General features: G+C 72.2%; 29 protein-coding genes and 1 pseudogene. 17 read left to right on the plus strand and 13 right to left on the minus strand.

Annotation, left to right across the window (positions count from 1 at the left end; translation table 11 throughout):
- Positions 1-1248 carry an MFS transporter gene (locus AC07EG_RS38515; RefSeq protein WP_478258222.1) on the plus strand — a complete coding sequence of 416 codons (1248 nt, stop codon included), beginning with the start codon at positions 1-3 and terminating at the stop codon, positions 1246-1248.
- On the opposite strand, the gene AC07EG_RS38520 is transcribed toward AC07EG_RS38515, so the two are convergent.
- Positions 1184-2329, minus strand: coding sequence for a carboxylate-amine ligase (locus AC07EG_RS38520; protein WP_478258223.1), 1146 nt, complete (start codon positions 2327-2329; stop codon positions 1184-1186). The two genes, AC07EG_RS38515 and AC07EG_RS38520, sit on opposite strands and share 65 nt — an antisense overlap.
- A gap of 181 nt (positions 2330-2510) precedes the next feature.
- Here AC07EG_RS38520 and AC07EG_RS38525 point away from each other — a divergent pair, with 181 nt between their 5' ends.
- Genes AC07EG_RS38525 through AC07EG_RS38535 form a run of 3 tightly spaced genes read left to right on the plus strand, consistent with a single transcriptional unit; the run spans position 2511 to position 4263 of the window.
- Positions 2511-3242 carry a hypothetical protein gene (locus AC07EG_RS38525; protein ID WP_478258224.1) on the plus strand — a complete coding sequence of 244 codons (732 nt, stop codon included), beginning with the start codon at positions 2511-2513 and terminating at the stop codon, positions 3240-3242.
- The gene (locus AC07EG_RS38530) at positions 3239-3649 is read left to right on the plus strand and encodes a phage holin family protein (RefSeq protein ID WP_478258225.1); all 411 of its coding nucleotides are present in this window, start codon (positions 3239-3241) and stop codon (positions 3647-3649) included. Before AC07EG_RS38525 ends, AC07EG_RS38530 begins: the two co-directional genes overlap by 4 nt.
- Positions 3646-4263, plus strand: a complete 618-nt coding sequence (locus tag AC07EG_RS38535; protein ID WP_478258226.1) for a DUF3618 domain-containing protein — start codon at positions 3646-3648, stop codon at positions 4261-4263. The genes AC07EG_RS38530 and AC07EG_RS38535 overlap by 4 nt, the downstream gene beginning before the upstream one ends.
- Before the next feature lie 219 nt (positions 4264-4482).
- On the opposite strand, the gene lanKC is transcribed toward AC07EG_RS38535, so the two are convergent.
- The 4 genes from lanKC to AC07EG_RS38555 all read right to left on the minus strand — a co-directional run bounded on the left by lanKC (position 4483) and on the right by AC07EG_RS38555 (position 10140).
- Positions 4483-7038: a class III lanthionine synthetase LanKC gene (lanKC, locus tag AC07EG_RS38540; protein ID WP_478258227.1), complete on the minus strand. Its 2556-nt coding sequence runs from the start codon at positions 7036-7038 to the stop codon at positions 4483-4485.
- A gap of 179 nt (positions 7039-7217) precedes the next feature.
- The gene (locus tag AC07EG_RS38545; RefSeq protein ID WP_478258228.1) at positions 7218-8021 is read right to left on the minus strand and encodes an alpha/beta hydrolase; all 804 of its coding nucleotides are present in this window, start codon (positions 8019-8021) and stop codon (positions 7218-7220) included.
- Complete coding sequence (locus AC07EG_RS38550; protein WP_478258229.1) at positions 8018-9457, minus strand: MFS transporter; 1440 nt, start codon at positions 9455-9457, stop codon at positions 8018-8020. The genes AC07EG_RS38545 and AC07EG_RS38550 overlap by 4 nt, the downstream gene beginning before the upstream one ends.
- On the minus strand, positions 9454-10140 hold the full coding sequence (locus AC07EG_RS38555; protein WP_478258230.1) for an SDR family oxidoreductase: 687 nt from the start codon (positions 10138-10140) through the stop codon (positions 9454-9456). Before AC07EG_RS38555 ends, AC07EG_RS38550 begins: the two co-directional genes overlap by 4 nt.
- A gap of 167 nt (positions 10141-10307) precedes the next feature.
- On the opposite strand from AC07EG_RS38555, the gene AC07EG_RS38560 reads away from it, so the two are divergent.
- The gene (locus AC07EG_RS38560) at positions 10308-11144 is read left to right on the plus strand and encodes a helix-turn-helix domain-containing protein (RefSeq protein ID WP_478258231.1); all 837 of its coding nucleotides are present in this window, start codon (positions 10308-10310) and stop codon (positions 11142-11144) included.
- Positions 11145-11154: 10 nt separating this feature from the next.
- On the opposite strand, the gene AC07EG_RS38565 is transcribed toward AC07EG_RS38560, so the two are convergent.
- Positions 11155-12093, minus strand: a complete 939-nt coding sequence (locus tag AC07EG_RS38565; RefSeq protein ID WP_478258232.1) for an NADP-dependent oxidoreductase — start codon at positions 12091-12093, stop codon at positions 11155-11157.
- A gap of 155 nt (positions 12094-12248) precedes the next feature.
- Between AC07EG_RS38565 and AC07EG_RS38570 the strand changes: the two genes are divergently transcribed.
- On the plus strand, positions 12249-12692 hold the full coding sequence (locus tag AC07EG_RS38570; protein ID WP_478258233.1) for a MarR family winged helix-turn-helix transcriptional regulator: 444 nt from the start codon (positions 12249-12251) through the stop codon (positions 12690-12692).
- Positions 12693-12703: 11 nt separating this feature from the next.
- On the plus strand, positions 12704-13561 hold the full coding sequence (locus tag AC07EG_RS38575; RefSeq protein ID WP_478258234.1) for a haloalkane dehalogenase: 858 nt from the start codon (positions 12704-12706) through the stop codon (positions 13559-13561).
- 267 nt (positions 13562-13828) lie between these two features.
- Here the strand turns inward: AC07EG_RS38575 and AC07EG_RS38580 are convergent, their stop codons facing one another.
- Positions 13829-14182 carry a hypothetical protein gene (locus AC07EG_RS38580; protein ID WP_478258235.1) on the minus strand — a complete coding sequence of 118 codons (354 nt, stop codon included), beginning with the start codon at positions 14180-14182 and terminating at the stop codon, positions 13829-13831.
- Positions 14183-14310: 128 nt separating this feature from the next.
- The gene (locus AC07EG_RS38585) at positions 14311-14829 is read right to left on the minus strand and encodes a CGNR zinc finger domain-containing protein (protein ID WP_478258236.1); all 519 of its coding nucleotides are present in this window, start codon (positions 14827-14829) and stop codon (positions 14311-14313) included.
- 105 nt (positions 14830-14934) lie between these two features.
- Here AC07EG_RS38585 and AC07EG_RS38590 point away from each other — a divergent pair, with 105 nt between their 5' ends.
- Positions 14935-15387 (plus strand): VOC family protein, encoded by a 453-nt coding sequence (locus AC07EG_RS38590; RefSeq protein WP_478258237.1) that lies wholly within the window; start codon positions 14935-14937, stop codon positions 15385-15387.
- Between the two features lie 4 nt (positions 15388-15391).
- Positions 15392-16291: a pyridoxamine 5'-phosphate oxidase family protein gene (locus tag AC07EG_RS38595; RefSeq protein WP_478258238.1), complete on the plus strand. Its 900-nt coding sequence runs from the start codon at positions 15392-15394 to the stop codon at positions 16289-16291.
- A gap of 114 nt (positions 16292-16405) precedes the next feature.
- Here AC07EG_RS38595 and AC07EG_RS38600 read toward each other — a convergent pair whose 3' ends face one another.
- Positions 16406-16627 carry a hypothetical protein gene (locus AC07EG_RS38600; protein ID WP_478258239.1) on the minus strand — a complete coding sequence of 74 codons (222 nt, stop codon included), beginning with the start codon at positions 16625-16627 and terminating at the stop codon, positions 16406-16408.
- A gap of 174 nt (positions 16628-16801) precedes the next feature.
- On the opposite strand from AC07EG_RS38600, the gene AC07EG_RS38605 reads away from it, so the two are divergent.
- Entirely contained in the window at positions 16802-17191 is a 390-nt protein-coding gene (locus AC07EG_RS38605) for a TetR family transcriptional regulator C-terminal domain-containing protein (protein ID WP_478258240.1), read from the plus strand.
- On the opposite strand, the gene AC07EG_RS38610 is transcribed toward AC07EG_RS38605, so the two are convergent.
- Complete coding sequence (locus tag AC07EG_RS38610) at positions 17163-17903, minus strand: SDR family oxidoreductase (RefSeq protein WP_478258241.1); 741 nt, start codon at positions 17901-17903, stop codon at positions 17163-17165. The two genes, AC07EG_RS38605 and AC07EG_RS38610, sit on opposite strands and share 29 nt — an antisense overlap.
- A 79-nt stretch (positions 17904-17982) precedes the next feature.
- Between AC07EG_RS38610 and AC07EG_RS38615 the strand changes: the two genes are divergently transcribed.
- From AC07EG_RS38615 to AC07EG_RS38635, 5 genes are all read left to right on the plus strand, one after another.
- Positions 17983-18531 carry a TetR/AcrR family transcriptional regulator gene (locus AC07EG_RS38615; protein ID WP_478258242.1) on the plus strand — a complete coding sequence of 183 codons (549 nt, stop codon included), beginning with the start codon at positions 17983-17985 and terminating at the stop codon, positions 18529-18531.
- 882 nt (positions 18532-19413) lie between these two features.
- On the plus strand, positions 19414-19887 hold the full coding sequence (locus AC07EG_RS38620; RefSeq protein WP_478258243.1) for a YbaB/EbfC family nucleoid-associated protein: 474 nt from the start codon (positions 19414-19416) through the stop codon (positions 19885-19887).
- Positions 19888-19910: 23 nt separating this feature from the next.
- A complete protein-coding gene (locus tag AC07EG_RS38625) occupies positions 19911-20246 on the plus strand; it encodes a hypothetical protein (protein ID WP_478258244.1) in 336 nt (111 codons plus the stop codon).
- A complete protein-coding gene (locus AC07EG_RS38630; RefSeq protein WP_478258245.1) occupies positions 20246-21370 on the plus strand; it encodes a hypothetical protein in 1125 nt (374 codons plus the stop codon). Before AC07EG_RS38625 ends, AC07EG_RS38630 begins: the two co-directional genes overlap by 1 nt.
- Positions 21301-22059, plus strand: a complete 759-nt coding sequence (locus tag AC07EG_RS38635; RefSeq protein ID WP_478258246.1) for a hypothetical protein — start codon at positions 21301-21303, stop codon at positions 22057-22059. Before AC07EG_RS38630 ends, AC07EG_RS38635 begins: the two co-directional genes overlap by 70 nt.
- Before the next feature lie 306 nt (positions 22060-22365).
- Here AC07EG_RS38635 and AC07EG_RS38640 read toward each other — a convergent pair whose 3' ends face one another.
- Both AC07EG_RS38640 and AC07EG_RS38645 read right to left on the minus strand, forming a co-directional pair.
- Positions 22366-22548 carry a hypothetical protein gene (locus AC07EG_RS38640; protein ID WP_478258247.1) on the minus strand — a complete coding sequence of 61 codons (183 nt, stop codon included), beginning with the start codon at positions 22546-22548 and terminating at the stop codon, positions 22366-22368.
- A 759-nt stretch (positions 22549-23307) separates the two neighbouring features.
- Positions 23308-23853, minus strand: a complete 546-nt coding sequence (locus tag AC07EG_RS38645; protein WP_478258248.1) for a TetR/AcrR family transcriptional regulator — start codon at positions 23851-23853, stop codon at positions 23308-23310.
- A 94-nt stretch (positions 23854-23947) separates the two neighbouring features.
- Between AC07EG_RS38645 and AC07EG_RS38650 the strand changes: the two genes are divergently transcribed.
- Both AC07EG_RS38650 and AC07EG_RS38655 read left to right on the plus strand, forming a co-directional pair.
- A complete protein-coding gene (locus tag AC07EG_RS38650; RefSeq protein WP_478258249.1) occupies positions 23948-25171 on the plus strand; it encodes an MFS transporter in 1224 nt (407 codons plus the stop codon).
- Between the two features lie 103 nt (positions 25172-25274).
- Positions 25275-25637 (plus strand): hypothetical protein, encoded by a 363-nt coding sequence (locus tag AC07EG_RS38655; protein ID WP_478258252.1) that lies wholly within the window; start codon positions 25275-25277, stop codon positions 25635-25637.
- On the opposite strand, the pseudogene AC07EG_RS38660 reads toward AC07EG_RS38655, so the two are convergent.
- Positions 25634-25733, minus strand: a pseudogene (locus tag AC07EG_RS38660) (IS481 family transposase); the annotation flags it as partial. The gene AC07EG_RS38655 and the pseudogene AC07EG_RS38660 sit on opposite strands and share 4 nt — an antisense overlap.

The following is a 25733-nucleotide window of genomic DNA, read 5'->3' on the forward strand; positions in this document are numbered from 1 at the left end:
TTGTTCCGACGTTTCACGTCCGGCTTTTCGGCGCCCGCTTTTGACCGCTCGTTCTGGAAGTTCTTCGCCGCGTCGGCCACGGCGACCTGCGCCGACGGGGTCAGCAGGGTTTCCCTGCCGCTGTTCGCCGCGTCGTTGACCAGCAGCCCGATCCTCGTTTCCGGTCTCACCGCGTTCGCGTTCCTGCCGTGGCTGGTGTTCGGCCTGCCGGGCGGAGCCCTGGTCGACCGCCTGGACCGGCGACGGGCCATGCTGACCGTCAACCTGATCCGAGCTGCGCTGCTCGGCGTCCTCGTGGTGCTCACCGCCGCCGGGGTGGCGGAGATCTGGGTGCTGTATGCCGCCGCGTTCGCGCTCGGCGCCTGCCAGGTCGTCTACGACTCGGCGGCCCGCGCCATCCTGCCTCAGGTCGTCGACCGCCGGCGGCTCGATTCCGCCAACAGCTGGCTGACCGCCGAAGAGACCGCCGGACAGAGCTTCGTCGGCCCGCCGGTGGGCGCGGCGCTGTTCGGCTGGCTCCGGGCCGCCCCGTTCGTCGGCTCCGCGCTGGGTTTCGCGCTGGCCGCCGTCCTCGTCGCCGCCGTGCCCGGCCGGTTCCGCGCCGAACGCTCCGCGCCCACCACCCTGCGCGCGGACATCGCCGAGGGCGTGCGCTGGCTGTGGCGGCACCCCCTGCTGCGCGGCCTGACGATCCTCAGCGGACTGATCGCCGGCTTGTCGTCCATGGCCACCTCCCTCCACGTCCTGTACGCGCTGGAAACCCTGCACCTCAGCCCGGCGGGGTACGGGATCCTCTTCGTCGCGATGGGGATCGGCGGCCTGGCCGGGTCCGCCGCGGTCAGGCCGCTGACCGCGGCGATCGGCCGGCCGCGGGCGATCGGCGTCGCCGTGGCGATCGCGCCCGTCATGTGCGTCCTGCTCGGCACGGTCACCAACGCCTGGGCCGCCGGCCTCTGGTTCTTCGGGATCGCGGTGGGCGTCACCATGTGGAACGTGCTGTCGATGTCGCTGCGCCAGGCGATGATCCCGGTCGAGCTGCTCGGCCGGGTGCTCGGCGCCCACCGCGTGGTGCTGTGGGGCGGCATCCCGCTGGGTGCGTTGCTCGGCGGCGCGGTGGCCGGCTGGACCGGTGTGCCGGCCGCGTTCCTGGTCTCCGGCCTCGCCCAGCTCGTCGTCGTGGTCCTCATCCAGCGGCTGGTCGGCCGGCACCGGCAGCTGATCCTGGCTTCCCACGATAGGCAAGGGTGAGGTGGTCGACGACGTCGCTGAGCCGGCCGTGGCCGCGGTGGGCGGCGCGTTGGCGGTCGGCTCCGGTGCCACCGCGCCGCAGCCGCTGCCACTCGGTTTCCACGAGCCGGCGATCTCCGTTGCGGTGGACGGCCGCCGTGACGTGGGCCAGCAGTTCGTCGGCCCGCGTCGCCGCGGGCAGGAGGCGCCCGGTGCGCGGGTGCACGGCGTGGCCACCGAGACCGTCACGGGCGGCGCGCCAGTGGGCGGCACGCAAGGTGTGCGGGTCGGGGTCGGGGTCGGGGGCTCCGGCGGCGATGTCGGCCAGGGCGGTGTCCACCAGGGCGCGGACCAACGCGGCGAACAGCTGGGTTTCACCCACGGTGGTAGCCGCGTCGGTGACCCGGATCTCCACGGTCGGCAGGTGGCTGGAAGGGCGCACGTCCCAGTAGACGCCGGCTCGGTCCATCAGCGCGCCCGCCTCCAGCAGCCGGCCGACCAGGTCGTCGAAGTGGCCGGGCGAGCGGAAGTACGGGGGTGGTCCGGCGGCGGGCCACCGGGCCCAGGCCATGGTGCGCCAGCTCGCGTAGCCGGTGTCGCGGCCGGCCCAGTACGGCGAGTTGGCCGAGAGCGCGACCAGGGTGGGCAGCCAGGGCCGCAGGTGGTTGCTGACCCGCAGCGCCACCGCCCGGTCGGCCAAGCCGATGTGGACGTGACAGGCACAGGCCACCTGCTCGTCGTCCAGGGCCCGGAAGTGGCAGGCGCTGGCCGCGTAGCGGGGGCCGTCGGTGATCGGCGGCGGAACCGGATCGCCCAGCACCGGGCTGCCGGACGAGACCACGCGCGACCCGTGCTCGGCCGCGGTGCGCGCGATGACCACCCGGGTGTGCCGGAGCTGCTCGCCGAGGTCGTCGATGCCGGTGTGCGGCTCGGTCCTGGCCTCCAGCTGGAACCGGGTCAGCTCCGTGCCGACGCGCTCCCCGAGTTCGCTCGCGGCACCGGCTACCACCGCGGGAGCCGCCGGTTGCAGCTGCCGGCTCGCCGGGTCGACGAGGAGGTACTCCTCCTCCACCCCGACAGTCGGCGGGCAGCGGTGTGTCATGGATCGATCTTCCCCGGAAACCGCGTGGCGGGCACGCGGTGTCCGGGTGAAAAAGAATCACGAACAACGTCTTTCCACCTGCTGGAGATCAGTTCCTTCTTTTTCCACCGACGTTGTTTGCACCCATATCGCCGGGGTAGCCGCGCCGTGTCAGCACCGGAACCGTGACCGAGGAGGTCCCATGACACAGGGAGCCGGTGGCCAGTCCCCACCGCAGCACCAGAGCACACCCGCGGTCGCGAAAGACGAAGCCGCGCAACTGGGATCGACCGCTGCCGAACGCGGGACCGCGGTCGCCCGGACGGCCGCGGAAGAAGCGAAGAACGTCGCGGCACAAGCCAGGAGCGAAGGACAGGACCTGCTGAAGGAAAGCCGGGAACACCTGGAAACGCAGGCGAGAGAGGGCCAGCAGAAAGCGGCCCGCGGATTGCACGACCTGGCCGACCAACTGGCCCGGATGGCGGAGAAGGCGGAGGTTTCCGGGACCGCCGCCGAAGTCACCCGCCAGGTTTCCGAGCGGGCCCACTCGGTGGCGGGCTGGCTGGAGGCCCGGCAGCCGGGGGACCTGCTCGGCGAGGTGCGTGATTTCGCCCGTCGCAAGCCCGGCGTGTTCCTGGCCGGTGCGGCGGTCGCCGGAGCGCTGGTCGGCAGGCTCACCCGCGGTGTGGTGGCCGACCGGCAGGAGCAGTCCGCCGACGCCGGGAGCACCCCACCGGCGCCGCCCGCGGCCACCCCTCCCCCGGCGGCCACGACCCCGCCGGTGGCCGCGACCCCGCCGCCCGTGGCGCCTTCGTCCGGGGGCACCGTGCCACCGCCGCCCGCCCATCCCACTCCGGCGGGTCCCGGGGGGTTCACCACCCCGCAGCCCGCCGAGCCGGCGGACCCGCAGTCCCCCGGCCAGGTGCCGCGGTGACCGGGACGCCGCCGCCGGAGCCCGATGTCTCCGACGTCTCCGTCGGCGAGCTGATGTCCAACGTCATGCGCGACCTGACCACGCTGGTGCGCCAGGAGATGACGCTGGCGAAGGCGGAGATCAAGACCGAGGTGACCAAGGCCGGCAAGGGCGCCGGCCTGCTCAGCGGTGCCGGGTTCGCCGGTTACATGGTGGTCCTCTTCCTGTCGCTGGCGTTGTGGTGGGCGCTGGCGAACGTGATGGACCAGGGCTGGGCGGCCCTGATCGTGGCGGGCCTGTGGGCGGTGATCGGCGGGGTGCTGCTGGCCACCGGCCGTCGTGAACTCCGCCGAGTCAAACCCCAACCCGAGCGGACCGTGGAGACGCTCCAGCAGGTCCCCGGCGCACTGAAGGGCGAGCGAGCATGACCGAACCGGAGCGGATCCGCCGCGAGATCGAGCACACCCAGCAGAACCTGAGCGCGGACGTGAACGCGCTCACCGAGAAGGTGACCCCCGGCCGGATCGTGGAGCGGCGGCTGGGACGCCTGCGCAGGACGGCGACGGCGACGAAGGACAAGGTGATGGGCACAGCCGGGAGCGGGACCAGGACGGTGGGCGAGAAGCTCGGAGCCGCCGGGGACAAGACGGGTGAGGTGGCCTCCGCCGCGGCGTCCGCGGTGAGCCAGGCACCGGACGCCGTGCGGCGGGAGACCCAGGGCAATCCGCTCGCCGCCGGGCTGATCGCCTTCGGTGCCGGTTGGCTGGTCGCTTCCCTGCTGCCCGCGTCGAAGCGCGAAGCCGAGGTCGCCGGGCAGACGGTGGACCTCGCCCGCGAGCACCTCCAGCCGGTGGCCCAGCAGGTGGCCGAGGAGGCCAGGGACAAGCTGAGCGAACCGGCGAAGGAAGCCGCGGAGTCGGTCAGGTCCGCGGCGAGCGAGGCGGCGTCCAACGTCTCCGGCGAGGCCCGTTCGGCCACCGAAGAGGTGACCGGTCAAGCCAAGGAAGCCAAGGAGAGGGTGCAGTCGCAGAGCGATCGGTGAACGGCTGAGCGCCCCCCTGCCCGTGCCGCCGGACGACGGCGGCACGGGCGGGGATCGGCCCCGCTCAGTCCTCGTAGCAGGACACGGTGAGCAGGCTGAGCAGAATGCTGTCCTGCGGCGACTGCTGGCTGCGCTCGGCAGCGTCCATCGCCTGGAGTTCCAGCACGGAATCCATGGAAAATCACCTCCTCCCGGGTGAATCGATCCGCTTCACGGTCTTCAGGCACCGACCGCCACGGGTTTCTCCGCGGGTGCCGGGAACAGGGGCAGGAAGCCGGCGGGATCCCGGAAAACGGTGTGCAGGGCCAGCAGCACCCCGGCCGAACCGGTGGCGAGGTCGGCGGACAGGCGCATGAGCTGGTCCCCGGCGAAGGCGATACCCCCGCCACGCCGTTCCGCCGTCCACGACATCCGGTTCAGGTGGAAGCGGATGGCCCCGTCGTCGGGCAGGTCGTCCCCCGCTAGATAGGCGAGCAAGCCGGCGTGCCCGGAGAACAGCCCCGGGAAGATCCCGCATTCCCGGCGGCAGGTGTCCCGGATGCGTGCTCCGGCGTCCCGGAACCGCTCGTCGTCGCCGAAGCGGAGGAACTCCCGCAGCACCAGCCCGACGCCCGCGGTTCCGGTGCCCAGGTAGGGCAGCGCCTTGCCGTTCCGGTGCACTTCGAGCGTTCCGCGTTCCCCCGGCACGCAGTGGTCCAGTTCCCGGTGCAACGCCAGGGATGCCAGCTCCAGCGTGTCCGCCTCACCGGTGGCTGCGTGGTGGCGCAGGAGGAACAGGGCGGCTCCGGACAGCCCGTGCAAGAGCCCGGCCGCCGCGGGCTGGTCCGGCTCGGCGCTCCCGGCACGGAGGTGACGGCCGAGGCGTTCGGCGATCGCGTCGGCCCCGGCGCGCAGGGCGCTGTCCTCGGTCGCCCCGGCGAAGTGCAGCAGGCTCAAGCCGATGCCCGACAGCCCGCCGAACAGGCCCTTCGTGCGAACCGGCACCTTCGAGTGGACGGCTCGGTCCAGGACCGTCAGCGCGTCGGCGCGGTGCCCCAGCGATTCGAGCACCCAGGCCGTGCCGTGGAGTCCGTTGCAGAGCCCGGGAAAGGGAGCCACGGCGGTGCGGGCGGCCTCGGTCAGCCACCGCACGTGTTCGGGAACGACCTGGGCACCGGTCTTCCACAACGCGTAGAGCACCCCCGCGGCGCCGTGGGCCAGGGTGAACCCCCCGTACCGGGCCTGCTGCACGTCGCCGGGGAACAGCCGATCCGGCCGCCGGGGATCCGCGGCGGCGGTGATCGCGTCCGCGATCCTCTTCCGCAGGGACGGCCAGTCCCGGTACCCGTCCTCCAGCACGTCCTCGCGCAGCGGAGCGGGACGCCGGGAACCCACCGGGTGAGCCGCTTCGACCTCCCGGACCAGCTCGGCGGCCACCGGGGCGGGCACCGCGAACCGATCGGTGAGGAACCGCGCGAAGAACGTCACCTTGCGGGGGTCCCTGGCCAGCACCGAGGTGCTCAGCGGCAGGAACATCCACAGCGTCAGGCACGCCAGCGCGTGCCGGTCCGCCTCGATCCCGGTGCTCCCGGCGGGCAGGGCGAACCCGGGCACGCCCAGGCCCGAGTGACGAGGCCGGTCGGCGGGTGCGGCGAGTTCGAAGTCGACGAAGGTGACCGACCCGTCCGGCCGGAGGATGATGTTGCGCGGGTGCAGGTCGTTGAACGCGATGCCCCGGCGGTGCAGGCCGTCGAGCACCTGCCCGACCCGCGCACGGACGTCGAGCACCCAATCGGTGTACTCGGCCAGTTCCGCCGGTGTCGCGTCGGGGACGGTGAGCGGGTGCCTGCCGGAAATCGCCTCGGCCAGCGGGGTGCCCGCCACGTGCTCCTCGACGAGGAAGTGGTGTTCCCAGAAGGTGAACAGGTCGAACACCGCCGGGACGCCCGGCGCTCCGGCCAGTTCCCGCAGCATGTCGTGCTCGTGCGCCAGGCGGGCGACGGCGTCCTGGCCGCGTTGGTCCAGTCCGGCCGACGGCCGCGCCTCCTTCAGCACCACCCGGCGGCCGGAGCGGTCCGCGGCCAGGTACACCCCGCCACCGTTCGAGAAGTGCAGCGCCCGTTCCACCCGGTAGGGCAGTTCCGCCGAGTCGCGTTCCTGCCGGAGGAAGCCGGGAACCGGCAGCCAGGGCGGCGGCCGGAAGACCGGCTCCCGGCGGTCCGGGACCAGGTCCCCGTCCGGGGTCCGCAACGCCGGCACCCGCTCCCCCAGTTCGTCCACGAAGGACTGGGGGCCGAACGCCCCGTAACGGGTGTACAGCGGCCCCGAGCGCCACCGGCGGTCGCTGAGCACGTAGGGTCCGCCGAAGCCCGCCAGCAGCGGGTCGAGTTCCCGCAGGAGGCGTTCCCATTCGCCCTCGTCGGCGGGGTAGAGCGTGCAGAACTTGCCGCTGGCACCGCGGTCGGCGTACTTGGAGTTCAGGAACCACAGCACTTTGCTGCTGCGCAGGAATTTGACCGCGATCTCGCGGCGCACGCAGTGTTCGAGAACAATGTCGAGCACGTGGGCGGAATCGGCCGGATTCGCGGACACGTGCACTTTCCAGCCCTGAGCCGGGAGCCCGCGCCCATCGGGCAACCAGGAGATCCAGACGTCCTGTTCGGCCCGCCGCCAGCCCGGAGGCGGTTCCGCATCCGCCGGGCGGTACCGGTCGGCCCGGTCGTCCCAGCGGTGCAGCGGCTCGTAGAAGTCGGCGTCGGCCACCGCGAAGCGCTGGTACACCTCGGTTTGGTCCATCAACGGAATTCCCCTGGGATTGGCTTTGCCTGCTCGACTCCGAATGCATTCGGCGGCAACTCGGTTGGCCGTGGAGTAGGTCTACCGCACCGCCGGACCGCGTGCAGGGCGAGCCACCGGAATTGGTGAGCCCGGCGATCGAAACACCGGCCACCCGGACGGGAACGATGGCGCCCGGCTCAGCGGGGCACGACCCCGGCACCCACCGGGTCGCCGGGGTCACCGCCCAGCCAGGCGGCCACCACGCCGGCGGCCTCGTCCTCGTGGCCGTCGAAACCGTGGCCGGCGCCGATGAGGGTGTGCAGGTGGCAGCGGTGCCGTCCGGCCGCGGCCTGGCGGGCGGCGTCGCAGGGCACCACGGTGTCCTGGTCGCCCTGCACGATCAGCACCGGCACGGTGCTGCGCTGGAACGGGCGGGCCAGGTCGTGGTGGCGCAGTTCCTCGAAGAGCACCCGGCCGAGCTCGAACGTGCCGTTGACGAGGGCAAAACCCTGCTCCTGCGCCAGTTTCCACCGCTCCGGTGAGAAGTGCCGCTCACCCCACGGCGTCTCCGGTTCGACGAACGTCCGGTGCAGGTCGAGCACGGGGCGCAGCAGCACCAGCCGGTGCAGCCGGTCGTCCAGCCACGGCAGGGACAACAGCGTGCTGACCGCGCCGAAGCTCGAAGCCACGATGGACAGTGGCGGCGGCAGCTCGTTCACCGCGTGCGCCACCGCGGCTTCCAGGTCCAGCATCTCACCGGCGATGGTCACCCCGCGCTGCGTGCCGCCGCTGTTGCCGTGGCCCCGGAAGGAGAACCTCAGCACCGCGTGACCCGACCGCGCGAGTTCGGCGGCGACCCGGACGGCCGTGCCGAACTCGTCCAGGTCGGCGGTGATGCCGTGGGCGTAGAGCACGGTGCCCCGGCGTGGCCCCGGAGCCGGGTGGTGGACCACGGCGTCGAGCCGCACCCCGTCGAGGGTGACCAGTTCCGGCTCGCTCACCGTTGTCCGCCCTTCAAGGCCGCGCCGTCCGCCGAAGGGTGCGGCCACCGGGTGAACGCGATCACCAGCGCTCCCGCCAGGCAGAGGACGGCGGCGACCGCGTACGCCGCGTGGTAGCCGGCGAGCGTGCCCCGCGCACCGGGCGAGGCGACCGCCGCCGAGACCGCCACCAGCGCCGCGACCCCGACGCTGGACCCGAGTTGCTGGGCGGCCACGTTGATCGCCCCGGCCACGCCGTGGCGGTGCTCCGCCACCCCCGTCAGCGAGCCCACGGTCACGGCCGGGAACACCAGGCCCTGGCCGGCCCCGGTCAGCAGCAAGCCGGGCAGCAGGTGCACCCAGTACGCACCGTCGACCGGGGTGCACACCCACGCCGCCATCGCGGCCCCGATCAGGACCAGGCCGACGACGACCAGTGGCCGTGGTCCCCACCTGGCGAGCAGCCTGCCGGTCAGGAAGTTGGCGGTGAGGAACAGGACCAGCGACGACGGCACCACCGCGAGCCCCGACAGGGCGGCCGGGTAGCCGAGCACGCCCTGCAGGTAGAGCGGCGCGAAGAAGAGCAGGCCGACACCGGCGGTGTGGTTCAGGAACGCCGCGAGCAGGCTGGCCCGGACCGGGGTGGACCGGAAGACCACCGAGGGCAGCAACGGCTCGGTGGCCCGGCGTTCCCACCACACGAACGCCACCAGCAGCACTGCGGCGGCGGCGAGGGGCCAGACGGTGGCGGTGGCGCCCCAGCCCGCCGAACCGCCGTTGCCCACCCCGAACACCGCGAGGAGCAGGCCCGCGGTCACCAGCACCGCGCCGGGCAGGTCCGCCGGCCGGCGGCGGCGCCGCGCGGGTGGGAGCGCCGCGCGGGCCCCGGCCAGCACCACCACACCGGCCGCCACGGAGAGCGCCGGCACCGATCGCCAGCCGAACCACCCGGTCAGCACGCCACCGGCAACGACCCCGGCGCTGAAACCCGCCGCGCCGACCGAGGCGTAGACGCTCATCGCCCGATCGCGCGGCGGACCGGCCGGGAAAACCGCCGCCAGCAGAGCCAGCGCGGGCGGCCCGGACAGTGCCGCGCCGACCCCCTGCACCGCCCGGGCCGCGATCAGCACCTCCGCGGTCGGCGCCAGCGCGCCGGCGAGCGCGGCGACGGTGAAGACCGCGATCCCCGTGGCGAAGACCCTCCGGTGGCCGAGCGCGTCACCCATCCTGCCCGCGAGCAGGAGGAAACCCGCGAAGGTGACGGCATAGGCGGTCATCGTCAGCTGCAAGGTGGCCTCGGCGAGGCCGAACCGGGCGCCGATCGACGGTAGCGCCGCGTTCAGGGCACCGAGTCCGCTGAGGTCGAGCCCGAGTGCGCCGGCGAGCACCGCCAGCGCCGGCGCACGCCGGGCACGCGGCGCCGGGGCGGCCACCTCGGCACCCGTCCCGCCGCTCACTCGAACTCCCCGAGGAACTCGCCGCCGTCGACGTCGACGAGGGTGCCCGTCACGGCCGGGACGGCCATCAGCGAGACCACCACGGCCGCGACGTCGGCGGGCTGCCCGGGGTGGTGGACGAGCTGGCGGTTCATCGGGCTGACCCCGATCCCGCCCGGGCTGACCGTGTTGACCCGCAGCGGCCCGAGCTCGAACGCGGCGTTGCGGCCGAGCGCCTCGATCGCCCCGTGCAGGCTGCCCCAGAAGCCCCGGCCGCCGGAGGGGCGCCTGCTGCTCGACCCCGACAGCAGCGTGACCGAGCCGCCGGGGCGGATCCGTCCCGGTGCGGCGTGCAGCAGGTGGTAGCTGAGCCAGAAGCGGGCGAACGACCGCTGCGCCTCGGCGGGTGGGGTGGTCGCGATCCCGTAGGCGCGGCTGGTCGTGGCACCGCCCGCGAGCACGGCGACGTGGTCCAGCGGCTGGAGCCGCTCGAGCAGCTCCACCGCCTGCTCGGGGCGCTCCGGGTCGGCCACCACCGGGGTGACCCCCGGCAAGGATCGCGTGGCCACGGCCAGCCGTTGCCCGGACCGGCTGGACAGGGCGACCTCGGCGCCGGCGGCCCGCGCGTGCGCGGCGGTCGCCACCCCCAGCTTCCCGGTGCCCACCACCAGTACCCGGGTGCCTGCCAGCGGAAGCGGTGCCATCGCGGAACTCATGTGTCTCCGTCGTTTCGTCGGACGTGGAACTTCGGACGGGGTCGACGGTGGACCGGTCCGCCCGCGGTGACCAGCTCCCCACCGGACGTAGGCCACCGGTGCCTACCACCGCGGGGGTCAGGCTCAGCGGGCCCCGGTCGTGGCATCGTGGTCACGTGGATCAGGGCGCCGAACTGGGATCGTTCCTCCGCTCACGGCGAGCGGCACTCCGGCCGGAGGACGTGGCCGTGCCGTCATCCGGCACCCGGCGACGCGTTCCCGGACTGCGGCGGGAGGAGCTCGCCCAGCTGGCCGGCGTCAGCATGGCGTACTACACGCGCCTGGAGCAGGGCCAGAGCCGCAACGCATCCGACGCGATACTCGGCGCCATAGCGCGGGCACTGCGGCTCGACCCGGCCGAGACGGCACACCTGCACGACCTCGCCCGGCCCGCGCGGGTGACGCGGCAGCCGCCGCGACCGGAACACCTCCGGCCCGCCCTGCGTGCGATGGTCGATTCGATCAGCGACGTGCCGGCGTACGTCGTCGGCAGGTACGCCGACGTCCTCGCCTGGAACCCCCTCGCGCACGCACTGCTGGCAGGCCACCTCGACACCGGCCGCCCGAACCTGCAGCGGTTGCTCTTCCTGGATCCCCACACGCGTGAGCTGTACGCGGACTGGGAGAGCCGGGCGCGCACGTCTGTGGCGTGCCTGCGCCTGACCGCGGGCCGCCACCCCGGGGATCCCCGGCTGGCCGCCCTGATCGGCGAGCTGAGCATGGGAAGCCCCGAGTTCGCCGCGCTGTGGGCGGCGCACCCGGTCCACCAGTGCGCGTTCTCCACCGTGCGCTACCGGCACCCCCTGGTCGGGGCGCTGACGCTCCGGCACGAGGTGATGGAGCTGCCGGAGGACGACGGGCAGCAACTGTTCCTGGCCACGGCCGAACCCGGCTCGTCCTCGCACGCCGCGCTCCGCCTGCTGAGCGGGCTCACCGATCCCGTCCGGGCCTGAAGCGGGATCGTCAGAGGGCGGGCGGGACGACGACGACCTTGCCGTGGCTCTCCCCCGCCTCGGCCTGCCGGTGGATCGCGGGCAGCTCGCTCAGCGGCACGCGCCGGGCGATCTCGACGTGGAGGTCACCGCTGTCGACGAGGCCGACCAGGTGGGAGAGCACCTCCGCGTCGGGGTGGACGAAGATCGTGGCCGCACGCACGTTGCGCTCCTCGTCGCCGGGCGTGGGCACGGTCGGTGTCGTGGACACGACCACCCCGCCATCACGGACCCGGGTGGCCAGGGCGGTGAACCCGTCCGGGCTGATCGGGGCCAGGTTGAGCAGCACGTCGACGGGCTCGGTCACCGCGTCGAGGACCGGGGTGGTGGTGTGGTCGATGAGCTCGTCCGCACCGGCCGCCTTGACGATCGCGTTGCTGCGCGGGCTCGCGGTGGCGATGACGTGGGCGCCCGCGCGCTTGGCCAGTTGCACGGCGTACCCGCCAACGGGGCCGCCGGCCCCGTTGATCAGCACGCGCTGACCGGCCTTGAGCTCACCGGCCTCGAACAGCGCCTGTGAGGCGGTGAGCCCGACGGAGGGCAACGCGGCGGCGTCGGCGAGCGGGATGCGCACCGGAGCCTTCACCAGCGCGCTCGCCGGGGCGACGACGTACTGCGCTGCCGAGCCGTCAGCGGTCATGGGGATGAACCCGACGACGCTCTCGCCCACGGTGAGGCCGTCCACCCCGTCGCCGAGGGCGTCGATCGTGCCGGAGACGTCGTAGCCCGGAATGTGCGGCAGCGTCACCGGGATCGGCAGGAAGCCGCCGCGCATGCCGCCGTCGGCCGGGTTGAACGCCGACCCGGCGACCCGGACGCGCACCTCACCCGCGCCGGGGACCGGCCGGTCGACCTCCTCGTAGCGCAGAACCTCGGGGCCACCCGTTTCGTGGAACCGTACCGCCTTCATGACTTCTTCCCTTCACCGTTTGCTTCGAGTTCGAAGCAACTGAGAGCAAGTTAGCACTGCTTCGAACTGGAAGCAAGCGCTTCGAGTTCGAAGTACCTTGAAGGTTCAGCCGAAGATGCTAGCCATGTATTTAGTATCCATGTACGGTATCCGCTGTGAGCAGGGAATCCACGCCGGGCGCACTGGTCTGGCGACTGTCGATGAAGTGGCGCGTGGCCGTCGACCGCGCCCTGGGGCCGCTCGGCCTGACGCACGCCCAGTACGTGCTGCTGTCCTCGCTGTACGGCATGGCCCGCGCCGGGCAGCGGCCGAGCCAGCGTGAACTGGCCGACCACACCGGTCTCGAAGCGCTGTACGTGTCCAAGCTGGCGCGCGCCCTGGAGGCCGACGGCCTGGTCGAGCGCACCAGGGACCCGGTGGACACCCGCACCGTGCGGCTCACCCTCACCGGCCGGGGCCACGAGGTGGCCGTGCCCGCCCTCGCCGAGGTCCAGGTGTTGCTGGACCGGCTCCTGGCACCGCTGGGTGGCCGGGACGGCGAGCGCACGGCGGCGTTCGTCCACGACCTGACGGCCCTGCTCGGCACCCCACTCGACTGAAGGGGCTCGGCGTGCCCGAAATCAACGTGGCCGACTCGGCCGTCCACTACACCGACTCCGGCAGCGGCACGACTTTTGTGTTCCTGCACGGCAATCCCGGTTCCTCGCACGGCTGGCGGAACGTCACCCGGCACGTCGGCCCCGGCCGGTTGCTGGCGCCCGACCTCATCGGCATGGGCCGGTCCGGCAAGCCCGGCATCCCGTACGCCTTCGCCGACCACGCCCGTTACCTCGACGCCTGGTTCGACGCGCTCGAACTGGACCGGGTGGTCCTGGTCGGGCACGACTGGGGCGGCGCGCTCGCCTTCGACTGGGCGGCCCGGCACCCCGAACGCGTGCGTGGCCTCGCGTTCTTCGAAAGCATCGTCAAACCCATGGCGTGGGACGAGCTTTCGCCACCGGCGCGCAAGCGCGTCGAAACCTTCCGCACACCGGCCGGCGAGGAGCTGGTGCTCGACCAGGACCTGTTCGTCCGCCAGGCGTTCACCGGCGGCGTGCTGACCCCGGTGGCCGACCTCGAGCCCTACCTCGCGCCGTTCCCGACGCGCGAGAGCCGCCGGCCGGTCCTGGCGTGGGCACGCCAGATGCCGGTCGGCGGGGAGCCGGCGGAACTGATCGCCCGCATCGAGGCGTACGACGCGTGGCTTTCGAGCAGCGCGGCGATCCCCAAGCTGCTGATCACCTTCGAGGGCTCACCAACCCTGCTCACCACCCCGGCGATCACCGAGTGGTGCCGGGACAACATCGCCGCGCTCGAGGTCGTCCACGGTGGCCGAGCCGGGCACCACGCGCAGGAAGACCGGCCCGGGGAGATCGGCGCCGCCATCTGCGCCTGGGTGGACCGGCACGGCCTCCGGCAGAGCAGGTGAACCGGCTCGCCCGGGTTCGCGAAGGCCGTGGCCCGCACCGGCAGGCACCCGGTTCGGCGAGGCGTGGGCCAGCGAGGGCCTCGGCCGGGCCGAAGCGATGACCGGCGAACTGCCTCGAGTCCGCTCACGGGTACAGCCGCCGTCTCCACACCGGAGACAGCCCTTCAGGCCGTTCCGAGCACGGCAGCCGGAACCTTCTGCCCGCCGAGGCATTCTCTCGCCAGCCCTCGAACGGCCGTCCGGGCCCGGCTCGGCGTTCTCCTCGTGCTACCAGCGCAGGCCGATGTTCGACGGCCCCTGCGGGCCTTCGACTCGCGCGCTGTAGGTGCCCGCGGGTGCGTTGTGGCAGACCCACGAGGCGGGACCCGCCGAGGCGTGGAAGGTGTTGCTGCAGCCGTAACCGTTCGGCCCCCACACGTACCAGCGGCCGATCCCGACGCCGTGCACGTCGGCGTCCACCGAGATGGTGCCACCCGGGAAACCGGGGACGTCGAAGAGATCGCAGTCGCTCGCCCAGCAGGTCACGCTCTCCGGCCCGGCCATCGCCATCGGCGGGGCCAGCACCAGGCCGGCGCCCACCACCGCGGTCGCGACCGCGCCACGGGAAAGGATCTTGCGCATCAAAGCTCCAGGATCGTTGCTGACGCAGCGACTTTAGGACAGCGAACGGCGTTGCCGTGGCGGTTTCAAGCCTTGCTGAAGCCGGACCGCACGATAACCGATGCCCCCACCGGGTCACCGTCGAGCGCCTATCCGCGGTGGCGGGAATAGTGCCGCGCCGCTTTCGCGCGGTTCCCGCACAGCGCCATCGAGCACCAAGCGCGCTTGCCGTTCTTCGAGGTGTCGAAGAAGTGGAGCACGCACTGCGGATTGGCGCAGCGCCGGATCCGGGTGGGCTCCTGCTTCAGCAGGTCCAGGTAGTTGCGGGCCGCGAGCCAGCCCGGCAGCCACGCGGTGTCGGGCACCTCGGCTGCTTCCCGCGGCTGCGCCCCGGTCACCGACAACTTCAGCCGCCCGCGGTCGAGGACGTCGTTCAGCGAGCCCCAGTCCGGCTCGGCGGCGCGGGCCGCGGCCAGTGCGGCTCGTGCGCCGCGGGTGGCTTCGAGCGTGGCGTCGTCGGCCGGGACGCGCAGTCCGGCGCTGTCGAGCCAGACCTTCAGCCCGGCCACGTCGGTGAGCAGGTCTTCCAGTTTTCCGGTGGTGTCCCACCAGGTGTTGAGCAGGTCGAGCGCCAGCGGCTCGCCGACCAGCGGGCGCGGATCGGTCATCGTCCCACCTCCCTCCTAACCGGCTAACCAAAGATCAATGGTTGACCATTCTAGTTCTAACCGTCTAAGTTGATATCAACGGTTAGACGACTTCGGAGGTTCCCCGTGACGATCACCGCCCTGCAGACCGGCCACATCGGCCTGAACGTGACCGACCTCGGCCGCTCACGTGGCTTCTACCAAGAGGTCTTCGGCTTCGAGGTGCTCGGCGAAGGCAAGGAACCCGGGCGCGAGTTCGCCTTCCTCGGCCGCGACGGCAAGCTGCTGGTGACGCTGTGGCAGCAGAGCGAAGGCCGGTTCGCCACCGGGCAGCCCGGCCTGCACCACCTGTCCTTCCAGGTGGAATCGATCGACGAGGTGCGTGAAGCCGAGCGGGTGCTGCGTGAGCTGGCGGTGACGTTCCACCACGACGGCGTCGTGCCGCACGGCGAGGGCGCGGACTCCGGCGGCATCTTCTTCACCGATCCCGACGGCATCCGGCTGGAGATCTACGCGCCCAGCGGCGCCAGAGCCGCCGAAGCACCCACGACCGGCGCGCCGACCTGCGGCTTCTTCTGAGCCGATGGCCGACTACCACCTCGGGGAACTGGCGGTGCAGGACCGAGCCGGGCTGGCGGCCGCCGCCGAGCACGCCCGCCCGGCCATCCGCGCCACCCTCCCCGAAGTCGCGAAGAGCTTCCTGGCCGCGCAACCGGTGATCTACCTCGGCGCGAGCGACGGCGACCGGCTCTGGGGCACGATGCTCACCGGGTCACCCGGATTCACGCGGGCCACCGGTGACCGCACCGTGCGCATCGCCGCCCGGCCCACCGCGGCGGACCCGCTCGCGGCGGCGCTCGACGGCGTCACCGAGGTCGGGGTGATCGCCGTCGAACCGGGCAGGCGCCGCCGGATGCGGGTCAACGGCCGCAGCCGCCCGGTCGGCGACCACCTGGAGATCGAGGTCGAGCAGGTGATCTCCAACTGTCCCAAGTACATCCAGCAGCGCACCCCGCTTCCGGCCGGGGAACCGGCCACGCGCCCGTCGGCGATCCGCGGCCGTGAACTCGGGGCGGCGCAGATCGGCCGGATCCGCGCGGCGGACACGTTCTTCGTCGCCACGGCCGGGAGCGACGGCTCCGCGGACATGTCCCACCGGGGCGGGAACCCGGGGTTCGTCGATGTGTCCGGCCCCACCCGGCTGAGCTGGCCGGACTACCCGGGCAACGCGATGTTCCTGACCCTGGGCAACCTGGCGCAGCAGCCCGCCACCGGACTGCTCTTCCCCGGCTACGCCGGCGGTTCCACCCTGCACCTGAGCGGAACCGCCCGGGTGGACTGGTCACCGGACCGCGCCGCCCGGTACCCCGGAGCCCAGCGCGTCGTCGACTTCGCCGTCACCGACGTGGTGGAGATCCGGGGCGCGAACACCTGGCGCTGGACCGCCCCGGCCTACTCCCGCTTCAACCCCGCCATCACTTGACGGGCCCGGCCGGGCGCAATCGGTGGAGGGATCGCACGTGAGGACAACAACGAGGCGGGGGCATCGCCCCCGTCTACGGGACGGACGATCCCAGCAACTGTTCTGCTTCCGTGTTCAGCGCCGCTTCGCGCGTACTTGCCAGACGGGGCCGAGAATGCGGCCTTGCTGGTCCCGCCGGGCCCGTGCCGGATCGACGCTGAAGCCGAGGCTTTCCATGGCACCGGCTCTGGCGAACGCGTCCGCGGTCAGCGAAGTGGTGTAGGAGGCGAGCCGGCTCTTTTCGATGTCCCAATGTATTCCGAGGTTCGTGTGCAGGTTCTCCTGGCTGACCGTCATCGGGAACCGCAAGCCTTGGTCGACACCGGTGACCTCACCGCGGAACCGATCTCCGTACCTTCGACGAAGGGTTTGCCCTGGTAGACCGGGAATCAACGTCGCGCAGGAAGAAGGCCGACATGGCGGGCCACGTCCACGGCTCGGCTGCGGGGCGGGCGAGCTCGGCGGGACGAGTTGCCGGCCGCGACCCTCGACGCCGTGGTCGCCCGCGCGCGAGCCGGCAAGGCCATCGTCCACCGGCGCTGGCCGAACAAGGCGGCGCTGGTGGTGGCCGCGTTCACCCGCGCGGTGCAGAACACCCCGGAGCCACCGGACACCGGCTCGCTGCGCGAGGACCTCCTCGCCGTGCGCGGCGGGTTCATCGCCGCCCGCCGCGAAGTGGTGATGTCGGTCTTCACCCGAGCCCGCCACCGCGGTGAACTCACCGGCGACGCCTACCTGGACACCCTCTGGCACCTGGGCCCCGCCCTCGTCTTCTTCCGCACCGTGCCGGCCGGTTTCGCGCCGGCGCGGCTGGGGAACGGTCGTCCAGGGCTCAGCCCTGCCGGGTGGGCCGGATCGTGAGGTCGCCGATCTCGACGTCGTCGGGCTGTTCGACGGCGAACGCGATCGCGCGTGCCACGGCTTCGGGCGCGATGCCGAGCGCTGCCATCATCCGCTGGACCTCCTCGCGCTGGACGGGGTCTTCGACGTGGTCGACCAGCTCGGTGCGCACGAAGCCCGGCGAAATCGACGTCGTGCGCAGGACGCCGTCGGTGGACTCCTGCCGCAGCGCCTCCAGGAGCGTGCGCACGGCGTTCTTCGTCCCCGCGTAGACCGCCTGCGTGGGCACGATCTTCAGGCCCGACGTCGACAACGTCGTGACGAAGTGCCCGCGGCCCTGCGCGCGGAACACCGGCAGCGCGGCGGCGATGCCGTGCAGGACACCGCGGACGTTGACGTCGATCATCGCGTCCCAGGCGTCGACGTCGAGGTCGCCCACCGGCGCGATCCGGGCGACACCGGCGTTGCCGACCAGGACGTCGAGGCGCCCGAAGCGGTCGACCGCGAGGGCCACCAGCCGCTCGAGATCGGCACGCCTGGTGACGTCGACGTCCAGCACCTCCACGCGGCCGCCGTCGTCGCGGATCCGCCGCGCGAGCACCTCCAGCCGGTCGGTGCGCCGCGCACCGAGCACGACCGCGGCGCCGCGACCGGCCAGTTCCACGGCGGTCGCCTCGCCGATCCCACTGCTCGCACCCGTGATCGCGACGACCTTGTCCAGTCCGTTCGCCATGACGCCTCCCGCTAAGCTGACAACTGTCCGGTTGACTCCCACCGTACCGGACAATTGTCCGCTCGAGGAGGCTGCCGTGGTGACCCGTTCCGATGCCGCCGCCAACCGCGACCGGATCATCGAGGCCGCGCGGGCGCAGCTGAGCGAGTCCAACGGCGCGGCGGGCGAGCTGAAACTGCACCGGGTCGCCAAGGCCGCGGGCGTCGGCCAAGGCACCCTCTACCGGCACTTCCCGACCCGCGAGCACCTGCTGGCCGAGGTGTACCGGGCGGAACTGGACCAGCTCGTCGCCACCGTGGCACCGCTGCTGGCCGAGCACTCACCGCTCGGCGCACTGTGCCACTGGCTGGCGCGCCTGATCGAATACGCCCGCGTCAAACGCGGGGTCATGGCCGCGATCGAAGTGCCGGCCTGGCAGGAGATCTACGCCAGCCAGCACCACCGGCTCGACGAGGCACTCGGCACCCTGCTCGAACGCGGGCAGGCCACCGGCGAAATCCGCGCCGGCCTCGACGCGGCCGACGTCATCCTGCTGCTCGGCGCGCTGTCCCGAATCCCCGGTGCCGAATGGGACACACGGGCACACCGCCTCGTCGCGGTGATCGTCGACGGCTTGCGGAACCCCTAGCCGCCAGGACTCCCACCTGCGCAACCGCTCCACCACCACCGAATTCGGCGAACTGCCCAGAAAGCCCGGCACGCACTTCCACGATTTGCGTCAAACCCTCAAGAACTGGCTCTTCGCGGACGAGCCCCGGAGTTCCGTCACCGCGAGAGCGTGCTCGAGCCGGGTGACGGTGCCGCGCGGGGCCTGCCGCTCGGCGAACAGGAGTTGCCCGGCGCTGTGGTCGACCCGGCCGGGCGCAGGTCATCAGCCTGCGTCCTGGCCGCCGCGACCGCTTCCGCGAGCCCGCCTCCGGATCACCGGTGAGCGCGAAGGTGTTCTCCGGTCCGGTGTTCTGCGGGAAGAACGTGCGCGAGCCGATCACCCGCAGCTGCCCGGGGAACTCCGCCTCGGCGGCCCGCCGAGATCGGTTCACCTCCGCAGCCCAACCGCCTCCCCCACCGGGCAACGACGCTTTGCGCCCACGGCCCGGCGCGTCACTCCCGGCCTCGCGACCCGGGCGGGACGAGCCCGATGACGGCGGTGACCATCAGCAGCGCGCCGGCCACCGCAGCCACCACCGGGAGCACCGCGGCTTCGCCCGCCTCGACCAGAACGACGGCCGGGAGGTACAGCGCACCGGCGCCCTGGTCCTCGGGACCTGGCGCGGACCGCGGCCGCCGGGCAGGCGATCTCCTCCGTGGGTCGTGGCCAGAGGCCGGGACCGCCGCGGGCGCCACCGCAGCGCGAAAGCGGGCGAGGTCGTGTCGTTCCTCGCCGGTCAGCGCGCTGGGTGAACCGCCAGGTGCTCCACACCAAACGGCAGTGACGCCTGAGCCCGGCGTGTAACGTGCGCGTCCGGGATGGCGTCTCGTTCAAGTACGCAGCACGAGAGGGGACTACGCGATGTCCGCGCACATGGACCAGCTGATCGCCCAGTTCGAGAACTTCCGGACCAAGGTGCGGCAGGCCGAAACCCGCTTCGCCGACGTCGGTGACATGCAGGAGCGGATCGCGCAGGTCGAGCACGCGGTGACCTCCCCGTCCGGCGAGGTGACCGTGGTCGCGGGTGCCGGGGGCACCGTCACCGACGTGCGGGTTTCGCCCGGCGCGCTCCGCCTCGACGCCGGGCGGCTGTCTGCGATCATCATGGACACCCTGCGGCAGGCCGTCGCCGGAGCGGTGCGGCAGCAGGCGGAGATCGTGGACGACGCATTCGGCCTCGGGACCGGGGAGCAGGTGCGCCAGGCGCAGGCCGAGGCCTTCGCCGAAGAAGGGGAAACCGAAGCGCGGCCGCCTGCGTCTCAACCGCGGCGGCGTCCCCGTGCCGGGGATGACGACGACGACTACTTCGACGACCAGTCGATCTTCCGACGCTGACGAAACCGACCGGGGGACCCGCGATGCCAGACGGAATCAGGACCAATGTCGAGGCGATCTCCGGGTACGCCCGGCAGCTGCCGTTCTACGAGCAGGAAGCGGACAAGTTCGCCGCCAAGATCGACGCGGCCGACGTGACCAACGAGGCGTGGGGCGTGATCGGGATCTTCGCCAAGGAGGGCTACACCGAGCGCCTCGCCGAACTGCGCTCGCTGCTCGGCGACCTCAAGGACGGCGTGGACGCGTTCGTGACCAAGCTGGACCAGGCCGCGGCGGCCTACCAGGGCACCGAGGACGACGTGAAGATCACCTTCGGCCGGTACCAGGCGGAGATCGACGGAGCCGGGAAGCAGGGCTGATGACCGAGAAGCAGAGCATCGCCGACTCGCTCGAGGTGCAGGCGTACGACGAGAGCACCGGCGCGAACCTCGACCGCGCGATGAGCCACGTGCCGGTGGCGGGCACGGTCTACGACTCCGGCAAGTCGGTCGCCGCGCACGCCCGGCAGGCGGCGGAGGCGGACGGCCCGGGTGAACTGGCCTCCGCTGGAGCCGCGCTGGTCGGCGACGGGGCGGCCTTCGTCGGCGCCGCGGCGGGTGACGTGGTCACCTTCGCGATGGACCCCATCGGCTGGCTGGTCAGCCACGGGCTGAACATGCTGCTCGAGCTGGTCCAGCCGCTGCAGGACGCGCTGCACCAGGTCACCGGCGACGGCCCGGCGATCGGGCACGCCTCGGAGAACTTCGTCACCATCGCGCAGGGCTTCGTCGCGCTGGCCGAGGACTTCGAGAGCACCGGCGACACCTCGCTGGCCCAGTGGGTGGACGACGCGGGCAACGCGGCGAAGGAAGCGCTCGGCGATTTCTCCTCGGGCATCCGGGGCGTCGGTTCGGCGGCCGGCTCGGTGGCCGAGGTGCTGCAGATGTGGTCGATGGTCATGGTGGTCATCGAAGAAGTGCTCAAGGCGATCATCACCGAGCTGGTCTCCTGGCTGATCACCCTCTGGCTGCCCGCGCTGGCCGCGTCGGTGATCAGCTTCGGGGGTTCGGTCGCCGCCGCGATGACGGCGTCCATCGCCAAGGCCGCCAGCGTGCTGCAGAAGGTCACCCGCTACCTCGGCAAGTTCGGCGAGCTGCTGGACACCTTCATGCAGTTCCTGGTGAAGTTCTCCGGCAAGCTCGAGGTGTTCGCCAGGAAACTGCGGGTCGGTGTGCTGCCCGGGGAGACGAAGTTCGGCCTCGGTGCGGCGGCCCAGGGCTTCCAGCCGAGCAACCGGGTGCTCACCACCATGCTCGGCACCTCGGCGGGCGTCGGCCCGCTGGCCGCCGGTGCCGGTGTCAAGGCCGGGATCGGGGCCGGGAAGGCCGTCTACGGCGAGGGCAAGGACGCCGTCTCCACGGAGGGAGAGGAACCGTGGTTCGACAAGAGCGAGATCGGCGGGGACCGCAGCCCGGAGGAGACCCGGCGGAACCTGGACATCTAGCGGACCAGGCGCCGACCGAGGCCCGGCGCCGGGCAACGCGAGACATTTTCGCGCACGAAGCGAAACTGGCGGCCAAGCGGGACGAGCTCCTGGTCCAACCGGGGTTCCGGGAGCGCGTCGAAGAACTGGCGCGAGCCCGGTGGCGCGAGCCGGTCATCGCGCTGCGCCTGAGCGACGACGCACCGGGGTTCGACGTCCCCGGCCGGCGCCTGGACGGCACGGTCGAAGGCCAGGAACTGGTCCGGCGGTTCTTCGGGAACGTCCTGCGTGGCGTCGGCGGCGGGGTGGCCGCCGTCTTCTCGCTGGCCAACGGCGCCGATCCCCGTGGCGCGGGCAGCCTGTTCAAGCGGGAAATCCGCGTCACCGGCCCGGCCGGCGCGATGGCACTGGAGTTGGCCGACGGCCTGCGTTCGGTGAAGGGCGCCTGGCTGGTCTGCTCACCGTCGTACCTCGCCGTGGTGGACACCGGGCCGACCACCACCGACCCCGCCGACGCCCCGGAGCCCCGGATCGCCTGGCACGCGCGGAACCCGCAGGCTCCGGCGCTCGACTTCGGCAAGCGCACGCTGACCTGGCCGGACGGGTCGAGCTTCAAGTTCGTGCTGCACGGCCGGACCGAGGAGCAGCACCTGCGGACGTTCTTCGAGCCACCGGCCACCATCCACTGGCAGGGCTTCTCCCGCAGGTGATCGGGGTGCCGCCCCGTCCGACTCCGGCGCCTTCCTGCCCACCCGTATTCACGCGAGAGACAACCCTGGAACCCCGGGTCACCCGAGTCACCTGCTTGTGGACGCTTTGGTCACCGGCCTGAGCTGGTCTTCGGCACCTGGGGGTGTGATCGGGCACCGCGGGCGCGGCGGTGCTGCGCAGGCCGGAGGCGATGTGGTGCTCACCCCGTCCACGGGTACGCGGCACGGACGCGCCGGGCAGGCCACGCCTGGAGGTGGGCGAATTGGACCGGCGAGGGCCTGAGGCCCCGGCTCACGGTGGCCGGTTCACGGCCAGGGCTCGCTTTCGTCCAGCAGGGGCGCGTCGCGATGCTGGTCGGCGACATCGGCCGGGTCGGCTTCCAGTACCTCCCCCGCCCGGGGCAGGGGCTGTTCGTCCTCGGCGGGCTCGGGGCGGGCCGGGGTCTGCTGGTCGACGACGTCGTGGACAGCGGCGTCCTGCTCGAGCACGGCAGCTCCTCCTGGATCGTCGTAGGTGCAGGAAGCGCGGCCCCGCCGCGAAAAGAGCGGCGGGGCCGGAACAGTTGTCTGGAAGGGAGGGATTCGCAATTGTCACGCAGGCGTGGCCGACGCCGGATATCGCTCGTCCCAGCGGGAACTCGCGGTCGGAACGGGGCGCCGAAGAATGTGCGTCACGAGACGCGGAACCGGGACCGATGGCACGGTCTCATCGGCCGGCGGGAAACAGCGGCCCGCTCGACATCCGGACGGCGAGAAACCGGGCGTGCGACCACGCGCGGCACCACCTTCCTTTCGAGGGCACCCTTTGCTGAATTCGGGGTCACGCCGATCGGCGGAGGAGAACGCTGCCGGTGCTGGCAGCGCGCCGGCAGCACCACGCCGGGCCGCGAGCCACCGGAAGTCGTGACCAGGACCCGGGAATCCGCTCGCTGAGGCAGGCAGGCAACGGAGACCGGCCGGACGGCAGCCGGGGGGACGAGTTCGAAGTTCGCGGCCACGATCGCGTCGAACTCCGTGTTGAGCCAGGCCGTGTCGGCGCAGACCAACTCGGTGAATCCGCTGGGCGTTGTCGTATATCGCGTTGTCTCCGCCATCGTCGATCACTCCCCGGCAACGTCGCTGTCCCGATACCAGGTTATGTACCGCCTCTGTTATTTCTATAGCACGCACTGGACCTTGCCGCAAGTTCGAGCACACGCAATCGGTATTGCTTTCGAGCGGGCCGTCGATGGAATGGCGGGGGCCGGCTCAGTTCCGTTCCAGCAGGCCCGCGGCGATCGCCTTGGCCCGCTGGGCGGGCCGGGCCGTGCGTTCGCGCAGCGCGGTCACGATGGCGCCGTCGACGAGCAGGACGAACTGCTCGGCGAGGACCGCGGTGCCGCTGTGCCCCCTGGCGTCGAGCAGGCCCCGGAGGTAGGCGGTCAGCGCGGTCTTGTGGTCGGCGGCGGCCCGGTGCGCCGGGCTGCCGGGGTCCGCGGCCTCGACCATCGTGTTGATCGAGACGCAGCCGCGGTAGTCCGCGGCGGCGAAGCGCTCACCCAGCGCGTCGAACACCGCCAGCGGGTCGCCGCCGCGGGCGGCGACGGTCTCGGCCAGCCAGGCGAGCCAGGTGCGGCTGTAGTTGCGGACCGTGGTGACCACCAGGTCGTCCTTGCTGGCGAAGTGCCGGTAGAACGACGCCCTGCCCACCCCCGAGACGGCCAGCAAGCGCTCGACGCCGACCGCGCGGATGCCCTCGGCGTAGAAGAGTTCCTCGGCTGCCTGGAGCAGGCGTTCGCGGGCTTGGGTCGGCACGACCAGAGGATACCCCGGATGTTGACACGATTCGGAACCGATCGGTACCGTCCGAAAACGGAACCAGTCGATACCATCTTGCGAGGGTCAGCCGATGACATCCCACGACGTGACGCGGGCCTCCCGCTGGGGCGTCCCCGTGCTCGGTTTCGGTGTTTTCGCGATCGGCACGTGCGAGTTCGTGCTCGCGGGCGTACTGCCCCAGTTGAGCGCCTCGCTCGGCGTCTCGGTGGCGCAGGCGGGCCAGGTGGTCACGGTGTTCGCGCTGACCGCCGCCGTGCTGGCCCCGGTCCTGGCCACGGCCAGCGCCACCTGGCCGCGCCGCCGGGTGCTGCTGTTGGCCACCCTGGCCTACCTGGCCGGCAACACCGGCACGGCGGTGTCGCCCTCGTTCACCCCGGTGCTGCTCACCCAGGTCCTCGCCGCCGCGGGCGCGGGACTGTTCGTGCCCACCGCGGCCGTCACCGCGTCGGCCGTGGTGCCGCCGGACCGGCAGGGCAGGGCGATCGCGGCCGTCACCACCGGCTTCACCGCCGCCACCGCCCTCGGCGCGCCGATCGGCACCGCGCTCGGCGGCCTCCTGGGCTGGCGGGCGACGATGTGGTTCGTCGTCGTGCTCGCGGTGCTGGGCATGATCGGCGTCCGCGCGCTCGTGCCCGCGAGCGTGCCCACCCCGGCGCCCGCGGGCCTGCGAGAGCGGTTGGCGCCGCTGCGCGACCGGCGTGTGCTCCTGGTGCTGAGCACGACCCTGTTGTCCTTCACCGCCGTCTACCTCCCCTACACCTACATCTCGGCGGTGTTCGCGGGCGCCACCGGCGGCGACGGGGTGAAGCTGGCGGTGCTGATGTGCACCCTCGGCGTGATCGGCACCGTCGGCAACATCGTCGCCGGCGGACTCGCCGACAGGATCGGCGGCCGCGCGGTGGTGGGCCTCGCCCTGCTGTGGCTGGCGGCCAGCCTGCTGGTCATGCCGCTGACCACCCGGTCCTTCGGGCCGGCCGTCGGCATGATCGTGCTCTACGGGTTCGCCGCCTTCGCCATCACCACGCCCCAGCAGCATCGGCTGGTCACCCTGGAGCCCGCCGCGGCTTCCGTGCTGGTCTCCCTCAACGCCGCGATCCTCTACCTGGCCATCTCGCTGTCGGGCGTCCTCGGCGGGATCGGCATCGACGTGGTCGGCGCGACCAACCTCGGCCCGGTCGCCGCCGTGATCGCCGTCGCGGCCCTGGCCCTGTCCGAACTCGGCCACCGGTTCACCGCGCGCCGCTCTTCCGCCGCGGCGGCCACGCCCGCCCCCACCGGGCGAACCCCGGCCTGATCCGACCGACCCGGCTCGCCCGGCGGTCGACCCTGCCACAGGGGCAGCCCATCGCCGGGCCCACGTTCAAGAACTACTACTCCTACAGCGCGGCAAGGCCGGTCTGCGCCACCTGACCAAGCACACGGCCGCCACCCTGGCTCCGGGCATCCTGGTGCACGCGATCGCCCCGGGACCGTTCCCCACCGAGATGACGGAAGCCGTGCCGGCCGAGCACCCGGACACGGCCACCGCATCGGTCACGTTGTGGATGCCGGCCCGCTGGTTCCCCGAGTCGCAGGCGGATCAGCTCGCCCCGTCGTTCACGCTGCCAATGCGAGACCGCGCGCCTGGCCAGGTGCGCGGTACCGGGTGGTCAGGCGTGGCAGCCGTGCTCGGTGGTGACCTCACCCGTGGAGGTCTGCCCCTGGGCGCGTCTACGGCTCCTCGTTCGGTTCGGTACCCCGCGGGCTTCCGTCGCCGCTAGGTGTATGAGGCCATGACATTGGTGACACCGGTGTCGAGCCGGGATGCTGGTGGCTGATTTCCAGCAGCAGTGTGGGGACGATGATAGTTGTAGTGC

The organism is Amycolatopsis sp. NPDC045836, from assembly GCF_056431745.1.